The following is a 23,775-nucleotide window of genomic DNA, read 5'->3' on the forward strand; positions in this document are numbered from 1 at the left end:
CCTAAAATTCTGCCGATGGATAGGTCACAAAATGTTTCGTTGGCGTCATTATCGTAAGCGGGGGCAAGGCCCGTCAAGCTGCTTGATCAGGTGCGAACGGCTATCCGGGTGCATCACTCCGAGCAGGCATATGATTATCCTTTTTTGTGGTGCACACCTGCTCTGCGCATGCAGTTTTCATAGCGACGATTCACGTTGCTGGCATACCAATTGGTATTGAAGTCGCGACTCAGTTTCGGCCCTGAAATCACCACTTGCGGCATAATGGCGTAGACAGGTTTTTTGCCAAATTGGGCTTCATACAAAGCGGCAATTTTTTGATAAGTTGCAGTTTGTTCAAATTCAGGTTGTTTTTCTACAACCAAATCTTTGTGAATTTGATCTGCTTTCAAACCCAAATTATGATCGGCAGACACTTGGTTGATGACCGTTTCAGTTTGGCTCGGCAAGGTTTGGATGCTGCCATCTTTGTTGTACAACAGCATATCGCCATCCAGTGGTAATTGGCTGCCTGAAAGCTTGTTCAAGTCTTGTTGAAAAGCCGCATTGCGGCTGGAATACATGCCCGAATTGTAATCTGCAAAGCGGTAAATCGATTTATCATACGCTGCCGGATACTTCATCAGTCGATGAATGCCGTAATACAAGCCGCCTTCTTGGGTATACAGGTAATCCCGAAGTTCATTGACTTCCATTTTATTGCGTTGATGCTCAAGCGCGTATTGAACCTGTACTTGCATGGAACCAATGGTGGTAATCGGATTCATGCGTTCGCCAATGTCTTCACCCATAAATTTGGCCGCATTGGCCAGTTGCACCGCATAGAATTGCTTGGTCACATATTCATAGATTTGGCGATAAATGACGTCCAATTGCTGCTCGGTTTTTACCGAAGCCATTTGTTTGATAAAACTGTTATCCGGTGATGGCTCGTTACGCAACACAAAGGTAAAATAGCGCGCCACAGCGGGGCCTAATGTTGGGCCAAATTGTTCATTGAATTTTTGCGGCATCTCATTATTAAATGCCTCAATCGCTTTTGCGCCCAATCCAGGTACTTCTGGGTTAGCAACAAAGTTGGATTCTTGGTCAACCACAGCAATGACGCTGCAAACATTTTCACGGGTTTTGGCAATGTTTTCCGCATCCATGATGTTGCTGATGTCATTGGCCCAAGATGATTTGTCAATCGCATGATTCCGCTGTGGGATTAACTTGGCAATTTGCTTTACACTTATCACCCCGCTGTCATCATCGGGCGCATCGCCACCGCTTGACCAAATGGCCTGTTCCCCACAGCCTGCTAAGGCCAAGCTTAATCCGAAAACACCCAGCAAACGGCGCCAGAGGACAGTGCATTTTAATGGTTTCATCAGGCTTCTCATTCAATCTATTCTTCAAGCACGGCGGTTGCGCCACCACATGGTCCAAACCCATAGCAGCACAACAGCAAAAAACAACAAACTCCACATAGGCAAAGATACCCCAAGCACCCGCTGCACTTCACCACAATTGCCTGTTCCTCGAATCAACGGCTCATACCATTGAAACAAAGGCGCATCTTGCAAACGAAAAGTCCAAGGTGCACCGCAAGACGGCTGCTTCATCGGCGGCAAACTTTGAATATAAATCTGATACACTGCGACACCCAGCCCTGCTAGAGATGGAATACTAACCAACAATGATTGTAACAAACGCGCCCATGCTCTCTTATCTGGCATAAGGCACACAACAAAGCCACCACCGCTGTACTCATCACCGCCATGCGCTGCAAGATACACAATACACACGGGTTCAATCCCATCACATATTGGGCAAACAAGGAAGCCGCACTGCACGCCAGAGCCAATAGAAATACACACCACATCGCTTGTCTGAATTTCATCATCATTCCTGTTGAATGTTGTCCATCATTTTCATGGTCGGCCATTAATTTGACTGCCCGGCCACCGTCATCTGTGCCACCCACAACGATCCTACCTTATGAGCACTACGCTTCAATGCGTCGTCGGCTGCGCCAACCAAGTCCAGAAACATGTCCTGCAATTGCGCGGCAATGGTGATTTCTTCAACCGGGTACGCAATGACCCCATTTTCTACCCAAAACCCAGCCGCACCACGCGAGTAATCGCCAGTAATGGTATTTACGCCTTGACCCATAAGCTCAGTGACCAATAGGCCGGTACCCATATCTTTGAGTAAGTCAGCTTGTGTGTCATGGGTGTGGTTGAGATACAAATTATGGGGGCCACCCGCATTGCCAGTGGTGTTCATACCCAGTTTACGCGCACTGTAGCTACTGAGAAAATACCCAGCCACACGGCCTTGCTCAATAATATTTCTATCATGAGTGGCCACGCCTTCGGCATCAAAATAGGTGCTGGCCAACGCCTTTTTTAAATGAGGCCTTTCCTGTAAATCAACCCACGGAGCCAATACGGACTGCCCCAAACTATCAGCCAAAAAACTGGTTTGACGGTACAGTGCACCACCACTAATCGCACCTACCAAATGACCGATCAGGCTGCCTGAAACGGTGGCATCGAATATCACAGGATAGCGCCCTGTGGGCACACTACGCGCGCCCAGACGTCGCACCGTACGTGCCGCGGCAATATGCCCAATGTCTTCTGCACTGCTTAAATCTCGTGCATCGCGAGCGACATCATACCAATAATCCCGTTGCATACCTTGCTCATCAGTAGCCAGCACGCTGCACGAGAGGCTGTGCCGCGTGCCACGTTGGTACGCCAGAAAGCCATGGCTATTGCCATAGACATATTGATAATGGTCAGTTTGAGTGCCGGCCCCTTCACTATTGCTGATGCGCCCATCTGTGGATAATGCTGCCGCTTCGGTGCGTTTGGCGAGCTCTATGGCCTCATCGACACTCAACATCCACGGGTAAAACGAATCAGTGTCGCCCAATTCCGTTGCCATTAAATCAGCATCTGCCAAGCCCGCACAAGGATCCTGAGCGGTGAATTGCGCAATATTTAAAGCAGCTTGAATGGTTTGCGTGATGGCTTGGGGTGCAAAATCCGCGGTACTGGCCCGCCCACGTGCCTGTCCCACATAGACCGTAATATCCAGTGACTTGTCTTGTTGATATTCGATGTGTTCCACATCGCCTTGACGAACCTGAACCGATTGCCCAAGTGATTCGCTGATGTCGGCTTCGGCTGCTGAGGCACCTTGGCTTTGTGCTTCCGCCAAAACACCTGCACATAAAGAGGTTAACTCTTCCGAACGGTGATGAAACATGTTGTACTCTAAACGGGAGAAGCGCGCATTTTAACACGCACAATCGCCATAAGTGTGGCTTTACTGGCGGATAAATGCTGAAAAAATGGACCGATTTTGATAAAATGCACACAATACCAATGCCTACAGAATGCCCATGAGCCTCACACCTTTTGAAAATGACGATGCCGACCAATGGATCAGCAAAACCCAAAAGAAAAAACAAATGGATGCCTTGCAAGATTTGGGTGTGGCATTGACCAAATTGGCGCCCGATACCTTAAAAAAAATCGGGTTGCCTGAACCCTTGCTGCAAGCCTTATTGGAACACAAAAAAATCAACTCCAACAGTGCGTTAAAACGCCAAGTGCAATATATTGGCCGATTGATGCGTGAGGTCGATCCAGAACCCATTGCCTTGTATCTGGCCAAATTGCGTGGCGACAACCAAGCCCATAATGCGTACATGCAACGCCTGGAAATGCTGCGCGAACGCTTGATTGCCAATGACGAAGCTTTAACGATCTTAATTGATCAACACCCACAAATAGATGCTTCGACTCTACGGACGCTGATCCGCAATGCCCGTAAAGAGCAGGCTGAAAATAAACCGCCCAAAGCTTACCGTGCTTTATTCCAGCAATTGCGAAGCCAAATTGATGAACACGATGTCATCTGATGCACGCCGCCAGCAAACGCTGAAGGCACTCCCCCCATTGCGAACACCCACTTGGCTGCGCGGCGGCCATCTGCAAACCATTTGGGCCAAAGCATTGCGTGAGGCACAACCCAATTACCGACGTGAACTACACCATGATCGTACTGGCCAAACACAAGTGGCCTATGACTGGGTAGACAGCAGCAAGCCGTCGGCACCAGTGGTGGTTTTGTTTCATGGCCTTGAAGGCAGCAGCCACAGTCATTATGCGCGTGCATTGATGAGCCAGATTGAAAAACGCAATTGGCAAGGTTGTGTGGCACATTTCCGCGGCTGTGGTGGCGTGCCCAATACTGCACCAGTGGCGTATCACTGCGGAGACAGTGCTGAAATCGCACATATGCTGAAGGTGGTGCATCAGGCACACCCTCAGCGCCCATTGTTTGCTGTTGGCGTATCCCTGGGGGGTAATGCCTTGGCCAAATATGTGGCCGAGCAAGGTAATTCTGCACTTTGTCAGGCGGCCGCAGTCATCAGTGCACCAGTAGATTTGCCTGTTGCCAGCACCGCATTGGACCAAGGATTGAGTTACTATTTATACAATCCTTATTTTTTGAAAACCCTATTGCCTAAGGTCAAAGCCGAAGCACCAGCATATTCAGGTATTGATTTGAATAGCGTGATGCACAGTCGCTCCCTAGGTGATTTCGACAACCGCTTTACTGCACCGGTGCATGGCTTCCATGACCGCTATGATTATTATCGCCAAAGCGCAGCCAAGCCTTTGTTGCCTGAAATAACCATCCCTACTTTGCTATTGAATGCCCGTAACGACCCTTTTATGCCGGCTTGGGCGTTGCCCGATTATGCCGACGTATCTGCCCAAGTTTATTTATTACAACCAGCAGAGGGTGGCCATGCTGGATTTATCGATAGTCAACAAGGTGTAAACTTACAGTGGTTACCCAATACCGTATTGCGATTTTTTGAATTGAGTCAAGACTGAATAATATGAGTGATATTTTAACCAAAATATTGGCCACCAAAGCCTCAGAAGTGACCAAAGCTAAAGCCGAAATGCCATTGGCTGAGATACGGGCACAGGCTGAAGCGATTGAGCCTGCACGTGATTTTATTGGTGCTATTTTAAACAAGCACGCAGCAGGCGAAGCCGCCATTATTGCAGAAATCAAAAAAGCAAGCCCCTCCAAAGGTTTGATTCGCAAAGATTTCAACCCCAGTGTCATTGCTACAGCATATGCAGCTGGTGGGGCAGCTTGTATGTCGGTACTCACCGATGAAACTTATTTTCAAGCTGTGCCGACTATTTGCGTGCTGCCCGCGTAGCCGCTCCTTTACCGGCTTTGCGCAAAGACTTTATTGTGGATCCGTATCAGGTGTATCAAGCACGCGCTTGGGGCGCCGATGCCATTTTGCTGATTGCGGCAGCCTTAGAAAAAGAGCAAATGATTGAATTGGAAGAGATTGCCCATAAATTAGGAATGGCTGTTTTGTTGGAATTACATGACAAATCGGAGTTAACTAAATGTCAGGGCATGCAAACTCGCCTATGGGGTGTGAATAACCGCAATCTGCGCACTTTCGATGTAAGTCTAAATCACACCATTGAGCTGCTGCCTTATTTGGCCGACAAAATTGTGGTAACCGAGAGCGGTCTGTTTCATGATAGTGATATCCGCTACATGCAACAGCATGGGGTGAACACTTTTTTAATCGGCGAGAGCCTCATGCGTTCCGACAACATTCCCGAAGCATTGCAAAAATTAGTACATGCATAATTCATTCAGGCAGCCTTAAGGCTGCCTGAATTACTTAAATAATGGGTTTTGTTGTGTGCATAGATAATTTTTAATATATTCATTAATCATGAAGAGGAAATTCAATGGCTGTGATCATCAAAACGCCTGAAGAAATAGCAGGCATGCGTATAGCTGGGCGCTTAGCTGCAGAAAGTTTGGATTATATTGGCGCGTTCATCAAGCCTGGCGTAACCACCGGTGAATTGGATCAATTGATCCATGATTATCATATTAATGTTCAAGGTGGTATTCCTGCGACTTTGGGATATGGTAACCCACCATATCCTAAATCTTGCTGCACCTCTATTAACCATGTTATCTGCCATGGCATTCCTGATGACAAACCTTTAAAAAATGGCGATATTCTCAATATCGACGTTACCATCATCAAAGATGGCTTTCATGGTGATTCCAGCCGTATGTTTGCCGTTGGTGAGATCAGCGCTCAAGCACGGCGACTGATTAATGTCACCCATGAATGCATGATGGCGGGCATCGGCGTGGTCAAACCCGGAGCCACCTTGGGTGATGTGGGTTATGCTTGTCAGCAAATAGCTGAAAATGCGGGTTATTCTGTCGTTCAAGAATTTTGTGGGCATGGTGTGGGCCGAGGCTTTCATGAAGACCCGCAAGTATTGCATTACGGCCGTCGCCACACAGGTTTGGTATTAGAACCGGGCATGATATTTACCGTAGAACCCATGATCAACCAAGGTAAGCGCCACTTGCGTATTTTGGCTGATGGCTGGACGGTGGTGACCAAAGACCACAAACTATCAGCCCAATGGGAGCATGAAGTATTGGTTACGGAAACTGGGCATGAAATTTTGACAATCAGTCCAGCCACCAATCAACCATAACGCATATGATCAGCTAACCAATAGTCAGCCTCGTAACCATTTGATATCTCAGATTTATGAAATATTCTGCCATATTAAATTATAATTTCAATATTTAAAGGCGATTAAAAAAAATAATATTCTTGAAAATTCTGATATTTAATCAAGAGATAATGTAAAGAAGCTTGGCATAATTGATGTTTCATTAGACAATGAGTCCAGAGGAGCCTGTTTGGAGAGATGGCGCAGGTAGCTCATTATGGGGAATGTGTCTATACGGTGGTATAAACCAATAAAAACCGATAGTCCGTTGGTATTCTTTAAACAGAAACAAACACATATTTTATTTTAAGGCAAGGAAATGAAAGCTTTCAAACCAATCAACAACATCCGTGATATTCGGAAAAAATTGGGCCTGAACCAAATTGAATTTTGGAGTCAGGTCGGTGTCACTCAATCTGGTGGTTCCCGCTATGAGGCAGGCAGAAATATGCCCAAGCCTGTGCGTGAATTGGTGCGCTTAGTGCATGTTGAGCAGGTGGATTTGTGTAAATTAAATAAAATTGATTTACAAATTGCCGAAACATTAAAGGCAAAATATCCAGATATGTATGCTGAATTGAAGCAAGCAGTAGAAAACAAAAACTAAATCCTCATTACTTCGACAGCACGCTGCTCGATCAGAAATGGTTGCTTGTAATACGATCCTCTCGTCATTGCGGCAACCATTTTTCTTTGTGATTTAAAAACCGTACAATAACTGCATACTTAATTTTCTTCAGGCGGAATTTGCAATGGTGGAGTCCCAATGTAGTACCTTACCTTTTTTTGGCATTATTCGAGTGAGCGGCGATGATCGGGCCGCGTTTTTACACAACCAGCTTTCCAATGACGTTAATCATCTGCCGATCGGATCAGCCTGCTTAGCCACTTACAATAGCCCCAAAGGCCGTGTTCTGGCGAATGTGTTGGTCCTGAACCGAGGTCATGATATTTTACTGGTTACAGCTGCAGATTTATGTGACGCATTACTGAAACGTTTGCGCTTATTTGTATTGCGCAGTCAAGTAGTTTTGGAAAAAATGCCTGATTGGGCAGTTGCAGGATGCTGTTCTGTGGATGAGACCGATCCTCAAATTCCTGGCCAGGCCCAACATGTGTTGGCTACAGAGCAGCAACAAGATGTCTGGTGCATTACCTTGCCCAACGGTAACATCATGATGTTAGGGAACACTGCTTCTTTACCAGCCTACACCGAGAAAAACGCATTGATGTGGTATTGTCACCAAATCCAAAACGGTCAACCTTGGATCAATGCAGCCAGCAGCGAGACATGCGTTGCGCAAATGCTCAATCAGCACTTATTGGGTGCTATTCATTTTAAAAAAGGATGCTACCCAGGCCAGGAAATCATTGCACGTGCACAATACCGAGGTCAGGTCAAACGCGGTTTGGTGTTGGTTGATGCGGCGGGTATCTTGCAAGACGGCGAAGCCATTTTCAATGATCAACAAGAAGAGGTAGGAATAATCATCAATCAGGCTCCACAAGCCAACGGCAGCTTAGGACTAGCTGTAATGAAATATGGTGCCATCGGTCTACCGTTGCATACAGCCAGCCATGTTCTTCTGAGCTGTAAATTTTTCTTTTTTAATCAGCCTGAAGGTGCCGCATGAAAAAATGGCTTTTTGCAAAGTCCAGCCGTTTGCGTCATGTGCTGAACTGGTGGCCGCCGTTCTTATTTAGTGGTATTAAAATTGTTGAGCTAAGCTCAGATTACCGCTATTGCAAAGTCATTTTAAAGAATTGGCCTGGCACCAAAAATGCCAACGGTAGCCAGTTTGGTGGCAGCCTATTTGCCATGACCGATCCAATTTACTCACTTATGTTAATGGGCATCATGGGTGGTAAATATTATGTATGGGATAAATCAGCAAGCATTGATTTTATCAAACCAGGATTAGGGCAAGTCAGCGTCTGCTGCCACATCACTGATGAATGGCTTCATTCCGTTCAAACGCACACGGCCAGCGGTGAAAAATACTTGCCCCAAGTGGTGGATCAAATTCAAGATAGCCACAACAACACCATTGCAACGGTTACGCGCACCTTATATGTGCGCCTCAAACCTGCTTTTCGACCCCATTCGACTGATGGCGCTTCATTATAAGGGACCACCAAAATAAACAGATCAAACAGGCTACCTGAAAACTTCAGGCAGCCTGTTTGATGATTTGAATAATGATGGCAATAGGCGTTCCAACAAAAGCGTCAGCATTCTATGCACATTTATAAAAGGGATAAGCTAACATCCAATCGATGACTACAAAGTGCCTGTCGTGTATTGTGCTTCACCAAAGCCAAAGCTCCAATCGCCTTTTTGATTACTGATAAACGATATCATCAAATCCTCACCCCGAATGCCACAGTGTTTTTCTAATTCTTCCGCTAATCGTTTCATAAACAATTGTTTTTGTTCATCACTGCGCGGGCTGGTAAAAACCCTTAACAGAATAAATTGTGTTGAGCGCTCAAATCCCAGCCCCGTATCTAAAAACACCATATTGCTGGGTTTGTGCTCATTCACCAATTGGTATCGGTCGCGTTCAGGCACGCCAAAAGCCTCCAGCACAACATTGTGTGCCACATCCAGTATGGTTTTGATGACTTCTGGTTTGCGCCCTTCTATCACATCAAATTGCAACAATGGCATCATTTCCTCCTAGTAAGTTACATGAATGAATTGCTTGAATCATTATCCGAGAAGTCTTGCATCCGCAATAGTATTGGATTGTCGGAAATTCCGAACCTTAGCTTAGGTATTTCCATATCATAGGAAAGAAAAATTATCTTTTGGCATGAACATCATGCGAACAGCCGGCATAGGTATCAATACCAGAGCGATGAGAATCCATATTTTGACTCGACCTCTACCAAGTACTACCATGAATGTAAATCCATTTAATCAAAATATTGAATTGAGGTGATCAATGTCCGCTATCCCGATGCTTTCCTTACGAAAAGACTTTGCACTACCCGCCATTGGCTTTGGCACTTATCGTGTGAATGGGGTTGATGGTGTAGCTGAAATCAAAGCAGCCATTGATCATGGATTTCGTTTGATTGACTCTGCTTTCAACTACGAAAATGAAGGTACAGTAGGCATGGCTGTTCGTCATGCTTCTGTTATTCGTGATGAATTAACGGTGACATCTAAACTGCCCGGACGCCACCATCATTATAACGAAGCCCTGGACACCATTGCTGAATCCGTTTACCGAATGGGTTTAGACGAAATCGATGTCTATTTAATTCATTGGCCCAATCCCAAGCAAGGCTTGTTTGTAGAAGCATGGCAAGCATTAATCGAAGCACAAAAACGCGGCTGGGTAAAACACATTGGCGTGTCTAATTTTCTACCTGAACACATTGATACATTGGTTGCAGAAACTGGCGTGTGGCCGGTGCTAAACCAAATCGAGCTGCATCCTTATTTTCAGCAAACCAAGCAGCTGGCCTATCACCAACAGCACCATATTATCACTGAAGCCTGGAGTCCTTTGGGACGAGGCGCCGTACTTCAAGAACCGATGATTCAAGCTCTGGCGCAGAAATATAGCGTAAGCAGCGGGCAGATTATCCTACGATGGTGTGTGCAACGTGGCATTATTCCGATTCCAAAATCAACCAGTGCTCAGCGGCAACAACAAAACTTGAATTTATGGGGCTTTTCTTTGAGCCCAGATGACATGGCGAAAATTGCCACATTAGACAAGCCCGAAGGCCGCATCAACCAGCAAGACCCCGCAGTATATGAAGAGTTTTAACCAAGCAATAAACGCTGACGTTGCTGTTCAAACAAGCACACGGTTGCAGCCATGGCTACATTGAGTGACTCTGTTTGACCACTCATGGGAATCATCACGCTATCTGTGGCTGCCTGAAGCAAGTCATTGCTGATGCCCACGCCTTCATTGCCAAACAACCAAGCGCAAGGATGCCGTAAATCCAATCCATAAAGTCCCTTTGCACTGTGGTTAAGGGCAGTAGCATGAATCGCATGTTGATAGCGTGTACACCAAGGCGCTAAATCGGTTTCTGGAAACAGGTGTAAATGAGCATGCGCCCCCATGGCGGCACGCAACACTTTGGGGGCAAACACATCGGCACAATCGGGGCTCAAGACAACTTGATGAACGCCTGCAGCCAAAGCACTGCGCAAGATAGTGCCTACGTTACCTGGGTCTTGAACCCGCTCCAATAACACGCAGTCGCCAGTTATGGGGGTATTTTCTAACGCAGGAATCTCCACCACAGCCATCACATCATCGGCATCCGTAAGACTGGTGATTTTGCTCAGTGCCGTATCGCCAACCACTGTGATTAGTGCTTCAGGCAACCCCAAAAGTAACGTGGCTACTTCGCTATGGTGTAATCGGTGTTGCGGCACATAAACCTGAACGATGGGCCATTGGGCGGCCAAAAAAGTTTGTAATAGATGAACCCCTTCAATGACAGCCTGTTTTGCTTGCACCCGTGCACGCCGATGCTGCAACAATTTTGCCAGTTGCTTTAAAGTGGCATTGCTTGCAGAATGAATTGTTTTCATGACTGTATTTCACTGTGGTTTGCGCCATCACGCAAGACAATGGCAATGGCATCATGCTGCTGCAACGTGCGAATCCGCTCAAACAATATCAGGGCTGGCGGATAAACTGATTTCATCATGCCCAACCACTGCTTTAATCGTGCTACGGCGAATTTAGGGTTATCGCTTTTATAACGACACAACTGAAAAAAATGGGCAATCCAAGGCAATAAATCATCCCAAGACAGAGGCATTACTGATTTACCAGCGTTGTCATTGGCGATTTGACGCGCTAAATCAGGTATCATCACCGCACCACGCCCTAACATGACATCATCGCAGCCACTGATGTCGCGGATCAGTCGATAATCATGCAAACTGAATACATCGCCATTGGCCACCATCGGTAAATGGACATTCTGGCGTATTTTGGCCAACCATGACCAATGTGCAGGCGGGCGATAACCTTCAACTTTGGTTCGGGCATGAACGGTAAGCAGTTGTGCACCCCCAGCCTCTATCGCTTGGGCACACGCTAAGGCCAAATTCTTATTGTCGTAACCCAGCCGCATTTTGGCACTGAGCATCACTTTTTCAGGCAACCGCTGACGCAATGTCCGCACAATGGATTCGATTTTGTGTGGATTCCGAAGCAACACGGCCCCTCCTTCATGGCGATTAACCGTGGGCGCTGGGCAACCAAAATTTAAATCAATGCGATCCACACCGCAAGCTACGGCATTTAGCGCATTCACAGCCATGTTCTCTTCATCGCTGCCCAGCAACTGCATCGTTACTGGCGTACCAGCAGGCGTTAACCCATTGTTTGCCAGTTCTGGCATGTATTTTAGCCATGTTGCACGAGAATGCACCGTGTGCGTAATGCGTACAAATTCGGTCACACAAGCATCAAACCCACCCAATTGAGTAAGAATAGTACGCATTACGTCATCCACCAGCCCTTGCATGGGTGCGAGATAAAGTTGGGGGGAAGGAATAAGAAAATTGCTCATGTATGCGACGGCCATAAAAAACACCCGACACCAAAAGGTACGGGTGTAATCAAGTCAATATTATACAAAAAGGTAAGCAACTTGTAATCTGCCGCCAGCCCTCAATCGCGTAGCGTTTCAATTAAGTCGATCAAAAATTCTACATCTTCTTGTTTGAGCACATCAAAACCGTCATTAAAACCCAATTCGCTTAATAAATGTTGGCCTTCAGCCGAATTTTTTAAGTTCGCAAAGCCTTCCTGTAATTGGGTCTGTAACTCAGCTAAGCGAGGATGTACCAATAATACGTGCGATAAATCATTGATCCGGCTTTCAATCAAAACATGCAGCTGGTGCTTGGTCAATGCCGACAAATGATGATACGCCGAAGCCATAAAGAAGCCGACATCTACTTCGCCCTTCATGATTTTTCGGGCCACGGCTTGAAAGGTATCTGCAGCTTGCCACTTGATATCGCCTTCTTCTAAGTCAACAGCTTCCAATAAGCGCAAACCAATCAATTTGACATCAATATTATCGGTACAGACAATACTGGTGCCTGGTTTTAAATCTGTGAGCTGCTGTAATGTAGATCCGCTTTTGCTGGCAATGACCATTTCATCAGATACATTGACCGGTCGAGCCACTGGCAAGTAGTTGCGTTCACGCACCAAATAGGCTGCATCAAAAGGATTGGCATAAATGATGTCAACAGAATCGCTGGCCAAGGCAGCTTTTTCTTCCTCTGCATTGGCGGGTGTCAACAAATGGATGGGTTGTGATAGTACATGTTGTAGACGATTATTGAGAAAATGCCAACCTGCAAAATATTGCGGTGGAAAATCAGGGGCAATCAAAAAATTCAACATTATTGATTCCCTTCTGCCAATCTCATTTGGGCATACAATTCACGCATTTCTCTCACCTTGCTGCGCGATGGATTGCGGCGTACAGAAGTATAGCCTTGAATCACACCATTGCGAATGTTAGGAATAATGGTTGCGTAAACCCAATAAAATCCGCCATCTTTGCGCAGATTTTTAACATATCCATGCCATTTTTGGCCAGCTTGGATGGTGTCCCACAAATCTTTATACGCCACACTCGGCATATCTGGATGGCGCAAAATATAATGCGGCGCACCCATCAATTCTTCTCGTGTCCAGCCACTCATATCCACAAACACATCATTGGCATGGGTAATGATGCCTTCCAAATCGGTAGTTGAGGTAATCAAGCAACCGTCAGGAAAGCGCTTCTCTTCTTCCGTGCAATACACAGTGCGGACTTGACCATCATAATGAGTCAATTCATAGGTGCGATGCGCCACCTGTGGCAGTGGCATAGGTAAAAGCATTTCTTTCCCCCAAAAAATCAAAATCTATGTGCCGTTTATGGCCGTTTAGCTACTCATACTGCCATCATGTAGACCACATGAAAAGAAGAAAGAGTAACTGATTTAAAAAAAATGATTTTTTTTTGATATATATTAAATTTCGGCAATATTTACCACCGATAATACCTATCTAATTAGCATATTATTTTCTTTTACTGCGCTGCCCTGGGATCGACATGCCAGCCCAACGCACAATATTGGCCACCTCAAATTGGTTCAATTCATAATACTGCCCCCGCTTCAATCGCGCAGGCAGCCCGATGGGACCAAAGCCCACCCGAACCAGCCGGCTCACCGTCAACCCTTGGCTCTCAAATAAGCGTCGAACTTCGCGATTTCGGCCTTCTTTGATCACCACATTGTACCAACGATTCGCACCCTCACCACCTTGCTCAAACAACCGCTCGATTTTGGCCAAACCATCTTCCAACATCACGCCTTCAGTTAATGCTTGTCTTTGTTCGTCTGTCAGTTCACCCAAAATCCGAACTGCATACTCGCGTTCAACTTCAAAACTGGGATGAGCAAACCGATTCACCAATTCACCCGAAGTAGTCAAAATCAATAAACCGCTGGTATTGATGTCCAACCGGCCAATAGCCACCCACCGGCTGCTGGCGGTTTGCGGTAATCGATCAAAAATGCTCACCCGTCCTTGCGGATCATCTCGACTGACAATCTCACCTTCTTGTTTGTAATACAGCAAGATACGCGGCAACCGATCCGGCCATTTGATTTTAACTGCTTGGCCTCGAACACTGATTTCATCGTCGGGTGCAACTTTGTCACCCAATTGCGCCACTTTACCGTTTATTTTCACCAAACCTTGTGTAATCCATTGCTCCATTTCACGACGCGAGCCCACGCCGGAAGCAGCCAATGCTTTTTGTAAACGCATTGGCTCTATATCGTGACTGCTGACGCGTTGTTCTTTTAGTTCACGTGCCCGCTCTTGGATTTTCTGGTTGGGGCTACGCACCACCAGTTTTTTGGCTCGGGATACTTGCAATTTAGGCTGTTCACTCGAGGGATGGCTGCCTGAAGCAGGCGCAATAGTTCCCTGCTGGCCAACCTTGCCACGACGCGAAGCAGCTGATGGCATCGCTTTTTTCAGTGGTGTTTTGGGTGTTTTAGATGGACTGGCAACGCCATCACGCATTTGACGCTTGGTCATTTTTTTAGGGGTGGTCATAATCTAGGCTCCCAACTCATCATCAGATGGTTCTTCTGCGGCAGGTAAAGCAGCGGCAGGTTCGGTTAATTCAGGCAAAACCAGTTCGCCCAACTCGGTTAAAGGGGGCAATTGGCACAAATCTTCCAATTGCAAATCACTCAGAAATTGCGGTGTGGTGGCCCATAAATTGGGTTGGCCCAATGTATCACGTTGGCCGATGACTTCAATCCAATTACGATCTTGTAAAATTTGCATCACATGGCTGGAAACAGCCACACCGCGAATGGCCTCAATATCGGCACGTGTTACTGGTTGCTGATACGCAATGATGGCCAGTGTTTCCATTACAGCACGTGAATAACGCGGTGCTCGTTGCTCGTTCAACCGGCTGAGACGAGAAAAGGCAGCGGGCACGACTTGAAACCGCCATCCTTCTGGCGTATGCACCAACAACAATCCACGACCTTGCCAACGGCTTTTCAGCACCGCCAAAACATCAATCAATTTATCAGCAGACATGGGTGGTTCAAATAACGCGCGCAAAGCGCGTTCGTCAAGGGCCTCATCCCGTGTCAGCAACGCTGCTTCAATAAAGGCATCAGCCGATAACGGCGCCTGCTCAGTCATGGGAGCGCCTGAACGCTGTGCTTTGCGCGCTTCGCGTTCTGCTTTAAGCACCGCTTCGCGTTGTTGTCCAGCCTTTAACCACACCGCCCATTGATTGGGTGTTTCCAAGGTAATACACCCAATTTGACCATCACGAAAATCAGTCAGCACTCGTTCGGCCGCCTTTTGATAATCAATGCGCCCCCCTGTCAATAGCGCACCGCGCTTGCGCCCAATCCAATCGAGCCATTCATCATCGCGCCAATGTGGGCTAGTGCTCAAATCAGCCTGATAGCGTGCTTGTAGCAAAGTTAAGTAATGACGACGTAAATAATCCAGCAATTCCAGCGCCACCGTTTCTTCGTCTAACGCATTGCGGCCCACGGCACCACTGGCCGCTAAGTGATAACCGGCCTCTTCGACAATAATTTTTGGCCATAACATACCTGGCGTATCGTAGAGCCAAAAATCATCAGCCAAAATCAATCGCTGCTCCGCTTTGGTGATGCCCGGCTCATTACCCGTTTTCGCACCTTTTTTACCCAGCATCCCATTAATCAATGTTGATTTGCCCACATTAGGAATTCCACAAATCAATACCCGCAAAGGTTTATCCAGCCCCTTGCGGTGAGGTACCAAGGCACGACAGGCGGCTATGAGCTTGGCTGCGGCTTGGCGATCAGATGCATCTAAAGCAATGGCTTGTGTCTGACTTTGCGCTTGGTATTCAGCCAACCATAAATCCGTGCGCTGGGCATCTGCTAAATCTTGTTTATTGAGGATTTTAAGTTTAGGTTTGTCCGCTGAAAGCTTCGCCAACAGTGGATTGGCACTGGAGGCTGGCAGGCGCGCATCCAATACCTCAATCACCATATCCACGCTTTTTAAGCGTTCCATAATGGCTTTTTTGGCCTTGTGCATGTGCCCTGGGTACCACTGAATGGCCATAACGATTCCTAAACATAAACAAACAGGCTAAATTATTCAAGCAGCCTACAAGGCTGCCTGAATATAAAATTAGAATCATTATATCGTGTTTGCCCAATTGTGCCTAACCATCCAATTGACGATGGCGCACCAACACCGAATAAGCCGACAATCGTGCCGCTAACGCCTCCACAATATAAACAGAACGATGCTGCCCGCCAGTACACCCCACACCTATATTCACATAGCTGCGGCTGTCTTCACCCATACGCGGCAACCACCGCTGCAAAAAGGCATCTACGCTGTCTATCATTTCAGCCATCATAGGCTGCGTGGCAAAAAAATTCCGCACTGGGTCATCCAGCCCTGTATATGGCCGCAACTGAGGATCGTAAAAAGGATTGGGCAAACAGCGCACATCGAACACATAATCCATGCTCACCGGCGCCCCAAATTTAAAGCCAAATGATTCCAGTACCACATGCAAAGGCGCCACCGGCAGACCTAGCCATTGTTGCACATAGTGGCGCAATTGTTGCGCATTCAACAGCGAAGTATCTAGGGTATAGGCATGGTTTTGCAGAGGTGCCATATAATGACGCTCAGCCGCCAAACTCTCACTCAGAGTTTGGTGTTCACGTGCGAGCGGATGACTGCGACGCGTTTCGGAGAAGCGGCGCAATAACACAGCATCAGAAGTGGTTAAAAACAAAATATCGACACGATGACCACGCCCCCGTAGCTGACCGATCAACGTTTCAACTTCTGCCAAACGAAAGCGGGATCGAATATCAACGCTAACCCCCAATTGCTCAATTTGGCTCCGCTGGTAATGGCGCACCAAATCAGGCAGCATGTCTACTGGAAGATTGTCTACACACACAAAGCCAACATCTTCCAATAAGCGCAACGCAATGGATTTGCCTGAGCCAGACAAACCACTAATCAGCACGATCCTCATTGTTTGCTGCATCCTCTTTAAGCATGGCGTTGTGCCGATCCAAAAATTCTTTGGTGCTGTCTTTACCACGTATTTGCAAAATATAATTGCGCACTGCTGCCTCAACCAATACCGCCAAGTTGCGCCCCACCGCCACAGGCAAGGTGACGCTGCGGATGGATACATTCAAAATGCCTTCCGTTTCGCTTTGAATACTTAACCGATCGAGATTCTGCATGTATGCATCATCAGCCAAAGCCAGATTGATGATGAGTTTTAATGGTTTTTTCGGGCGCACCGCGGTTTCACCAAATATGGCCCGGATATTAAGCACGCCCAATCCGCGCACTTCCAAGAAATCCTTCAGCATGGGCGGGCAGCGCCCCTCCAACGTCTCAGGGCCGGTACGGTATAATTCAACGGCATCGTCTGCCACCAATCCATGGCCGCGGGAAATCAGCTCCAGGGCCAATTCACTTTTGCCCAAACCTGATTGCCCAGTAATCAATACACCCACTTCAAAGACATCCAAGAAAACACCATGCTTGACTGTAGAAGTAGCCAAAGTGCGTTGCAAATAAATACGCAACACATCCATCAAAAATGGGCTTTCAGTTTGAGAGGTTAGAAGTGGGACACTGTGAGTGTGGCAATAATCGCGGAGCATATAAGGCACAGGTAAATCATTGGCTACAATCACCAATGCCATGGTTAAATCAAAGAGTTCATCAAAACTGGCTTTGACTTCGCCATTTTCCATGCGATTCAGATAATTGACTTCGGCGATGCCCAACACTTGAATCTGGTTGGGATGAATGAAGTTGAGATGGCCCACCAGCGCCAATACTGGTTTATCCGCATCGACACTGATTCGATTGTCCGCGCCTGCAGTACCTGCCGACCACGCCAGTTTGAGTTTATTTTGATTATCCTGATACAAGCGGCGGACAGAAATGCTGGGCATGACCTCAACCTCAATCAGCGATTAAAATAGCATGAGCTGCTTCTGGTGTATTTGCGGCCATCAAGGCCTCACGGACACTTTTCATCGAGAATTTGTCTGCCAAGGCAGACAACACTTCCAAATGTTGACTGGAAGCATTTTCTGGCACCAATAGCACAAACACCAGAGCAACCGGTTTACCATCAGGTGAATCAAAAGACACGGGTGATTTCAAGCGGAAAAAAGCGCCCAATGTTTTTTTAATGCCAGCATGGCGCCCATGCGGAATGGCTACGCCTTGCCCTAAGCCTGTTGAGCCCAATTTTTCCCGCGCAAATAGACAATCAAAAACATCAGCACGGCTTAAGTTAGCTTCATTTTCCAGCAGCAATCCAGCTTGCTCGAAAATGCGTTTTTTGCTGCCCACATCCAAATCCAACACCACATGTGAAAGCGGCAGAATATCCCCGATAAGACTCATTGCGTTCTCTAAATCAAGCCCAAGCTTGTGTTTGTCAAAACGCGCTAATTGTACTGCCGCGCCTCATTAAGCTCAACTTGTAAATGGGGGCATCCATCAGACTGCCTGCATAAATACATTTTCAGGCAGCCAAATGAATCCATAGATAGTGGAGGTACAACCCCAAAAACCACGCCAAGCCAATGCGATTATTGCGTAAAAATGTTACAAAACATGCTGTGCGATGACGTGTACGAATCACTTGGTATTGTCGCCATTGCCAATACACCACCAAAGGCAACATAAGCCAATAAGGCCAACTGGCTTGGATACACCAGCCCAGAACTACCATCAGCAAGGTAAACACCGCATGGCAACACATGATGGCGGCAACATCGTAATCACCAAACGTAATGGCAGAGGTACGGATGCCGATTTTTAAATCGTCTTCTTTATCAGCCATGGCATAAATGGTGTCATATGCCACTGTCCAGAATGTATTGGCTAAAAAGATTAACCATGCCAGCGCTGGCACTTGATTTTGTATTGCTGCAAACGCCATAGGAATACCAAAAGAAAAAGCCAAGCCCAAATACAGTTGCGGCAATGGGAAAAATCGCTTGGTAAACGGGTAGCTTATCGCCAAAAACAGTGCCGGCAAGCTCATCAATGCAGCCAGCCGATTTAGCGGAATCAAACACAACAGCGCCAATAGGCACAGTACCAGCGTCAGTAGCCATGCTTCTTTACTGGTTACCCGCTTCTGCGCAAACGGGCGGTTTTGCGTGCGCGCCACTGCACCATCAAAATGGCGATCAGCAAAATCATTCACGACGCAGCCTGCACTGCGCATCAATACCGTACCAATCGTAAACACCGCCACCAGAAACCAATTTGGCTGCCCTTGCCCGGCCACCCACAACGCCCACCAAGTTGGCCATAACAATAAGAGTGATCCAATGGGTTTATCGATGCGCATCAATTGGCTGTATACCCGCGCGCGATCGCGCAACCGTGTCCACAAATTGCCTGAAGGCGTTGAACTCATTTGCACGCTATTCATTGCATCCCTTTTTTAATGACCACCAACATGGTGATCCAATCTACCTATTCAAGCGAGCCTAATCTGTCGCCACACAAAATTCTGCATGCCCATTGCACACATGCTAATCAGGCAACATAGTGGTGCAATGCAGGCAGGAAAACCTCAACTAAATCTAAAGTTTGTGTCTGCTGTTGCGATTGTTGTCGAAACATAGAGCGCCTAGCCCACAAAGGTTGCTCGTCTGGACATTCTGGGTGCACCCCATGCGCATAATAGAACGTTGATCGCGTAAAAGAGTTTGTCCCATCAAACAAGCGTGCACCCAAGGGCTGCGTACCGCATTGTAAATAGGATACCCAAAAAGCTGCATCCACAGCGCACAGGCTTTTTGCCCACACCACAGGGGTCCCGGCCAAACACAAATAAACTTCGCGAACATAAGCACGGTCGCAAGATTGTGGTGCGGATTCTGGTAATGTCATTAGCATACTGCACTCAGCTTCGCCTTGATGGCGAACCTCAATACTGAAATCAGCCAATGGCCTCAATGCAGCCGTCAGGGATGGTGCCTGCAACAATTGGCGCCAAGGCAGAGTTAAAACTGGAGCATCCGGCCAATATTCAGACCAATTCAAGGCAGCTGCCATGCTGTGTAGCCTCTGTGAAACAAAATAGGTATATTGTACCGTTTCGAGCCATGTCCACCAAGACAAGCACGTTCAGGCAGCCCAAATGCAAAACCTGCCCCAGTGCGCACAACAATCAGGAGACAACAATGGATTTGATTTTATGGCGCCATGCCGAAGCAGAAGAAGGCGATGAAGATTTGCAGCGCAAATTAACCAATAAAGGCCAACAGCAAGCCAAAATCACTGCCACGTGGTTGCGTGAGCGACTGCCTGAACACACCCGTGTATGGGTTTCACAAGCCAAACGAAGCCAGCAAACTGCTGCTCACTTAAAGCTGCCGGTTAGCGTAGTGCCCATGCTCAATCCCACCACTCGGTCACATGATCTGCCGGGATTGCTGCAACGCGAAAACAATGAATCTGCCTTAGTATGGGTGGGACACCAACCTTGGCTGGGACAAATGTGTGCATTTTTACTCAATCAGCAATGGGACAATACACTTTACTGGTCGGTTAAAAAAAGCGGATTTTGGTGGTTTGAAATTAAGGTAGACAGTCACCGCCGTATCGAGGCTAAACTTAAAGCAGCACTGACACCGAATATGGTTAAAAAAGACAAATAACTTGAATCAAACAGCCTTTCTCCCCTATGATGAATTCACTGTTTTCCAGGGAACTGGCCATGACCGACGCAAATAAATTACAGCAAATACAAGAAAAATTCCGGCGCCGCCGTTTGGATGAACGGGGTTTTTTAGCAAAGCTTAAGAAATATGCGGGAAAAATAGGTAAACCAGCAGCCAAGCAACTGTATGCCTTGTATTTTCTTCTCAAATCGAAATCCACGCCAACCCGCAGCAAATTAATTATAGTGGGGGCTTTGGTGTATTTTCTCAGCCCCATCGACAGCATTCCCGATCTGATGGGCCCATTGGGGTTCAGCGATGATTTGGCTGTGATTGCGCTGGTGTATGCACAATTAAAGAATCTACTCACCGATGACATTGTGCAACAGGCCAAAACGGCCGCTGATAAATTATTTGGCGAATAGTGTCACCCAACGCGCCAGATTCCGCATTGATGGCTGACGATGACCATTCGTAGAAAATAAAAAACCGCTCAGTTAGACAATAGCTTGAGCGGTTTAAAAAGGTTTAAAATCAAGATTTTTGTGCTTCCTCAGGCGCTTCGCTGCGGATAATCAACAATGGTAAATGGGTTTCGCGCATCACGGTTTCAGCAAAACTACCCATCAACAAATGCATTAAGCCGCTGCGTCCATGCGTGCCCAAGATGATTAAATCGGAACCTTGCTGATCTGCATAATCCACCAACATTTGAGCCATTTCCTTGGCACCTTTATTGGCCATCAGCAAATGCCGGTGTATCTTATCTGCTGCCAATGCGGTTTTGGCCGTTTGTTCAGCCGCATCCAATACTTTATTGCCTTCCGCCAATGCAGCAGCTTCATAGCTTTCATGCTGTAAAAATTCAGGTGCCAGTGCCATATATTCTGCTGGGTTGGCGACATTCACCAAAGTCAGCTCAGCGTTTTCCACTTTGGCCAAGCCAATCGCATGGGCCAATGCATTTTCAGAAGTATGGCTGCCGTCAACGGCTACAACCAAATGTTTGTACATATATTCAGTCTCCATGACATGGGTATTCTGGAATCCAATGCCCAAGCATCTCGATTTCTTGGGTGACTACAGTATAATACTCGCGCACCGCTTTGTCGGCATTTCCCTTCACAAATTTGATGCAACTCAGATGACCATTATCCCTACCCAACACCCACAACGCCGTTTTGGCGGCATCTCTCGTCTGTATGGCGATGCAGCCTTACAGCGCTTTCAGGCAGCCCATGTTTGCGTGGTGGGCGTGGGTGGCGTCGGCTCTTGGGCCGTAGAGGCACTGGCACGCAGTGGCGTAGGCCAATTGACTTTAATTGATTTAGACAATGTAGCTGAATCCAATGTCAACCGCCAATTGCCGGCGTTAACCAGCCAGTTTGGCAAAGCCAAAGTGGCTGCATTGGCGGAGCGCATTACTGACATCAATGCAGCGTGCACAGTGCATCAAGTTGAAGATTTTGTGGATGCGGATAACCTCAAACAATTGTTTCATCAACCCTTTGATTTTGTCATCGATGCCATTGATCAGGTCCGCACCAAAGCTGCAATGGCGGCCCATTTTGTGTCCACCCAGCAAGCTTTCGCAGTGTCCGGCGGCGCTGGTGGACAAAAAAAATGCGGGCTTAATTCAGCACGCCGACTTGAGCCGTGTCACACACGATCCGATGCTGGCCAATATGCGTTATACCTTGCGCAAACGCCATGGCTTTAGCCGGGACACCGCCGCCAAAATGAACGTGCCTTGCGTTTATTCAATTGAAAACATCACGCCACCCCAAAGCGACTTGGCCTGCAACACAGAAAGCGCACCACAGGGGCTTTCTTGTGCTGGCTATGGAGCATCTATGGTGGTTACAGCAAGCTTTGGCTTGCGTTTAACGCAGTTGTGCTTGGAAGCATTATGCCAACCATAGGTGCGAGTGAAAGATTCACTGAAGAGGCCAAACCTGGTGAATCGGCTGTGGCTTGGCTGTTTGGCCAGCCCGTTATTGACGTACCCAATGATCTGTTTATTCCCCCTGATGCTTTGCAGGTGGTGCTGCAGAGCTTTGAGGGGCCGCTTGATTTACTACTGTACCTGATACGCAAACAAAACATTGATGTGTTGGATATCCCCATGCTCACTGTCACCGAGCAGTATCTTGCCTATATTGGACAAATGCAGGAGCGTGAGCTGGATTTAACTGCGGAATACCTCTTAATGGCGGCGGTTTTAATTGAAATTAAATCACGCTTGCTGCTGCCACAACCCGCTCAGATAGAGGATGAAGAACAAGATCCTCGGGCGGAACTGGTACGCCGTTTATTGGCCTACGAGCAAATGAAGTTGGCTGCTTTGGGGCTCGACGCATTACCCCGGGCTGGGCGTGACTTTGCTTGGGCATATTGGCCAGTTGAAATAAGTAGCACCGTCCACCCACCCAAAATATCGGTTAGCGATTTAACGCAGGCATGGTTGGGTATTTTGGCCCGCGCTCAACACAACCGCAGCCACAGTGTGGTGCAAGAAGCCTTGTCCGTGCGTGTGCAAATGAGCAGCATACTGCGCCGGCTGCAACACGATGGCGGCTGTCGTTTCACACAACTTTTTGGCCAACATGATTCATTGGCATTGGTGGTCACCAATTTCGTTGCCCTATTGGAACTGGCCAAGGAAGGCCTCATTGTCATCGAACAAGCAGAAAACCGAGGACCGATTCACATCCGCTTGCCTAGCCTTCACGGGCTGCCTGAAGATACTACACCCCAAAACTCAATTGATTCGCCCAAATAACTCAAGCCCATACTATAAAATAAGCCCTACTCATGGGCGGGTAATTATACCCATTGAATCAATCCGCCTCCTCATCCATCAAACAGCCCAATCAAATAATAAAGCCT

General features: G+C 47.3%; 25 protein-coding genes and 4 pseudogenes. 12 read left to right on the top strand and 17 right to left on the bottom strand.

All coding sequences use genetic code 11. From position 1 onward, the window contains the following. Window positions 1-134 precede the first annotated feature (134 nt). The 3 genes and pseudogenes from A2F46_RS03895 to pmbA form a co-directional block, all read right to left on the bottom strand. Window positions 135-1,373, bottom strand: coding sequence for a DUF1615 domain-containing protein (locus A2F46_RS03895; protein WP_197457554.1), 1,239 nt, complete (start codon window positions 1,371-1,373; stop codon window positions 135-137). A 24-nt stretch (window positions 1,374-1,397) separates the two neighbouring features. Next, a pseudogene (locus tag A2F46_RS03900) lies at window positions 1,398-1,930 on the bottom strand (disulfide bond formation protein B). Next, window positions 1,930-3,264, bottom strand: coding sequence for a metalloprotease PmbA (gene pmbA / locus A2F46_RS03905; RefSeq protein ID WP_066566973.1), 1,335 nt, complete (start codon window positions 3,262-3,264; stop codon window positions 1,930-1,932). The pseudogene A2F46_RS03900 and the gene pmbA overlap by 1 nt, the downstream one beginning before the upstream one ends. A gap of 136 nt (window positions 3,265-3,400) precedes the next feature. Between pmbA and yjgA the strand changes: the two genes are divergently transcribed. The 7 genes and pseudogenes from yjgA to A2F46_RS03940 all read left to right on the top strand — a co-directional run bounded on the left by yjgA (window position 3,401) and on the right by A2F46_RS03940 (window position 8,730). Then, window positions 3,401-3,922 carry a ribosome biogenesis factor YjgA gene (gene yjgA, locus A2F46_RS03910; RefSeq protein ID WP_066567185.1) on the top strand — a complete coding sequence of 174 codons (522 nt, stop codon included), beginning with the start codon at window positions 3,401-3,403 and terminating at the stop codon, window positions 3,920-3,922. Next, window positions 3,912-4,907 (top strand): YheT family hydrolase, encoded by a 996-nt coding sequence (locus A2F46_RS03915; RefSeq protein ID WP_066566981.1) that lies wholly within the window; start codon window positions 3,912-3,914, stop codon window positions 4,905-4,907. The genes yjgA and A2F46_RS03915 overlap by 11 nt, the downstream gene beginning before the upstream one ends. 5 nt (window positions 4,908-4,912) lie before the next feature. After that, window positions 4,913-5,700, top strand: a pseudogene (trpC, locus tag A2F46_RS03920) (indole-3-glycerol phosphate synthase TrpC). A gap of 104 nt (window positions 5,701-5,804) precedes the next feature. Further along, a complete protein-coding gene (gene map / locus A2F46_RS03925; protein ID WP_066566984.1) occupies window positions 5,805-6,581 on the top strand; it encodes a type I methionyl aminopeptidase in 777 nt (258 codons plus the stop codon). Between the two features lie 340 nt (window positions 6,582-6,921). Further along, window positions 6,922-7,209 carry a DNA-binding transcriptional regulator gene (locus A2F46_RS03930; protein ID WP_066566986.1) on the top strand — a complete coding sequence of 96 codons (288 nt, stop codon included), beginning with the start codon at window positions 6,922-6,924 and terminating at the stop codon, window positions 7,207-7,209. 145 nt (window positions 7,210-7,354) lie between these two features. Then, the gene (locus A2F46_RS03935; RefSeq protein WP_066566989.1) at window positions 7,355-8,236 is read left to right on the top strand and encodes a folate-binding protein YgfZ; all 882 of its coding nucleotides are present in this window, start codon (window positions 7,355-7,357) and stop codon (window positions 8,234-8,236) included. Next, window positions 8,233-8,730, top strand: a complete 498-nt coding sequence (locus A2F46_RS03940; RefSeq protein WP_066566992.1) for a DUF4442 domain-containing protein — start codon at window positions 8,233-8,235, stop codon at window positions 8,728-8,730. Before A2F46_RS03935 ends, A2F46_RS03940 begins: the two co-directional genes overlap by 4 nt. A gap of 153 nt (window positions 8,731-8,883) precedes the next feature. On the opposite strand, the gene A2F46_RS03945 is transcribed toward A2F46_RS03940, so the two are convergent. Beyond that, window positions 8,884-9,276 (bottom strand): tautomerase family protein, encoded by a 393-nt coding sequence (locus tag A2F46_RS03945; protein ID WP_197457555.1) that lies wholly within the window; start codon window positions 9,274-9,276, stop codon window positions 8,884-8,886. Between the two features lie 274 nt (window positions 9,277-9,550). Between A2F46_RS03945 and A2F46_RS03950 the strand changes: the two genes are divergently transcribed. Continuing rightward, window positions 9,551-10,387: an aldo/keto reductase gene (locus A2F46_RS03950; protein ID WP_066566998.1), complete on the top strand. Its 837-nt coding sequence runs from the start codon at window positions 9,551-9,553 to the stop codon at window positions 10,385-10,387. On the opposite strand, the gene A2F46_RS03955 is transcribed toward A2F46_RS03950, so the two are convergent. The 12 genes and pseudogenes from A2F46_RS03955 to A2F46_RS04005 form a co-directional block, all read right to left on the bottom strand. Then, on the bottom strand, window positions 10,384-11,169 hold the full coding sequence (locus A2F46_RS03955; protein ID WP_066567000.1) for an RNA methyltransferase: 786 nt from the start codon (window positions 11,167-11,169) through the stop codon (window positions 10,384-10,386). The two genes, A2F46_RS03950 and A2F46_RS03955, sit on opposite strands and share 4 nt — an antisense overlap. After that, the gene (locus A2F46_RS03960) at window positions 11,166-12,161 is read right to left on the bottom strand and encodes a tRNA-dihydrouridine synthase (RefSeq protein ID WP_066567002.1); all 996 of its coding nucleotides are present in this window, start codon (window positions 12,159-12,161) and stop codon (window positions 11,166-11,168) included. The genes A2F46_RS03955 and A2F46_RS03960 overlap by 4 nt, the downstream gene beginning before the upstream one ends. Window positions 12,162-12,262: 101 nt before the next feature. Beyond that, window positions 12,263-13,009, bottom strand: a complete 747-nt coding sequence (locus A2F46_RS03965; protein ID WP_197457556.1) for a PhnD/SsuA/transferrin family substrate-binding protein — start codon at window positions 13,007-13,009, stop codon at window positions 12,263-12,265. After that, window positions 13,009-13,497 carry a PAS domain-containing protein gene (locus A2F46_RS03970; protein ID WP_066567007.1) on the bottom strand — a complete coding sequence of 163 codons (489 nt, stop codon included), beginning with the start codon at window positions 13,495-13,497 and terminating at the stop codon, window positions 13,009-13,011. The genes A2F46_RS03965 and A2F46_RS03970 overlap by 1 nt, the downstream gene beginning before the upstream one ends. A gap of 181 nt (window positions 13,498-13,678) precedes the next feature. Then, window positions 13,679-14,728: a pseudouridine synthase gene (locus tag A2F46_RS03975; protein WP_066567009.1), complete on the bottom strand. Its 1,050-nt coding sequence runs from the start codon at window positions 14,726-14,728 to the stop codon at window positions 13,679-13,681. 3 nt (window positions 14,729-14,731) lie between these two features. Then, window positions 14,732-15,337: an SMC-Scp complex subunit ScpB gene (locus A2F46_RS12470; protein ID WP_197457558.1), complete on the bottom strand. Its 606-nt coding sequence runs from the start codon at window positions 15,335-15,337 to the stop codon at window positions 14,732-14,734. A gap of 6 nt (window positions 15,338-15,343) precedes the next feature. Next, window positions 15,344-16,264, bottom strand: a pseudogene (gene ylqF, locus A2F46_RS12020) (ribosome biogenesis GTPase YlqF); the annotation flags it as partial. Between the two features lie 103 nt (window positions 16,265-16,367). After that, window positions 16,368-17,204, bottom strand: coding sequence for an RNase adapter RapZ (gene rapZ / locus A2F46_RS03985; RefSeq protein ID WP_066567011.1), 837 nt, complete (start codon window positions 17,202-17,204; stop codon window positions 16,368-16,370). Beyond that, entirely contained in the window at window positions 17,185-18,147 is a 963-nt protein-coding gene (gene hprK / locus A2F46_RS03990) for an HPr(Ser) kinase/phosphatase (RefSeq protein ID WP_066567014.1), read from the bottom strand. The genes rapZ and hprK overlap by 20 nt, the downstream gene beginning before the upstream one ends. Window positions 18,148-18,157: 10 nt before the next feature. Further along, a complete protein-coding gene (gene ptsN / locus A2F46_RS03995) occupies window positions 18,158-18,607 on the bottom strand; it encodes a PTS IIA-like nitrogen regulatory protein PtsN (protein WP_066567017.1) in 450 nt (149 codons plus the stop codon). 121 nt (window positions 18,608-18,728) lie between these two features. Beyond that, window positions 18,729-19,634 carry a 4-hydroxybenzoate octaprenyltransferase gene (gene ubiA / locus A2F46_RS04000; protein ID WP_066567188.1) on the bottom strand — a complete coding sequence of 302 codons (906 nt, stop codon included), beginning with the start codon at window positions 19,632-19,634 and terminating at the stop codon, window positions 18,729-18,731. Between the two features lie 122 nt (window positions 19,635-19,756). Next, the gene (locus A2F46_RS04005) at window positions 19,757-20,278 is read right to left on the bottom strand and encodes a chorismate lyase (RefSeq protein WP_066567019.1); all 522 of its coding nucleotides are present in this window, start codon (window positions 20,276-20,278) and stop codon (window positions 19,757-19,759) included. Window positions 20,279-20,406: 128 nt separating this feature from the next. On the opposite strand from A2F46_RS04005, the gene A2F46_RS04010 reads away from it, so the two are divergent. Together A2F46_RS04010 and A2F46_RS04015 are read left to right on the top strand one after the other, a co-directional pair. Next, entirely contained in the window at window positions 20,407-20,883 is a 477-nt protein-coding gene (locus tag A2F46_RS04010) for a histidine phosphatase family protein (protein ID WP_066567021.1), read from the top strand. Between the two features lie 59 nt (window positions 20,884-20,942). After that, complete coding sequence (locus A2F46_RS04015) at window positions 20,943-21,311, top strand: YkvA family protein (RefSeq protein ID WP_066567024.1); 369 nt, start codon at window positions 20,943-20,945, stop codon at window positions 21,309-21,311. Between the two features lie 109 nt (window positions 21,312-21,420). Here the strand turns inward: A2F46_RS04015 and A2F46_RS04020 are convergent, their stop codons facing one another. Further along, entirely contained in the window at window positions 21,421-21,900 is a 480-nt protein-coding gene (locus A2F46_RS04020) for a universal stress protein (RefSeq protein ID WP_066567029.1), read from the bottom strand. A gap of 130 nt (window positions 21,901-22,030) precedes the next feature. On the opposite strand from A2F46_RS04020, the pseudogene A2F46_RS04025 reads away from it, so the two are divergent. Beyond that, window positions 22,031-22,808 (top strand): annotated as a pseudogene (locus A2F46_RS04025) (ThiF family adenylyltransferase). After that, window positions 22,796-23,668, top strand: a complete 873-nt coding sequence (locus A2F46_RS04030; protein WP_066567030.1) for a ScpA family protein — start codon at window positions 22,796-22,798, stop codon at window positions 23,666-23,668. The pseudogene A2F46_RS04025 and the gene A2F46_RS04030 overlap by 13 nt, the downstream one beginning before the upstream one ends. Window positions 23,669-23,775 lie beyond the last annotated feature (107 nt).

The sequence above is a fragment of the Snodgrassella sp. CFCC 13594 genome (assembly GCF_001590725.1).
GTDB lineage: Bacteria > Pseudomonadota > Gammaproteobacteria > Burkholderiales > Neisseriaceae > Snodgrassella.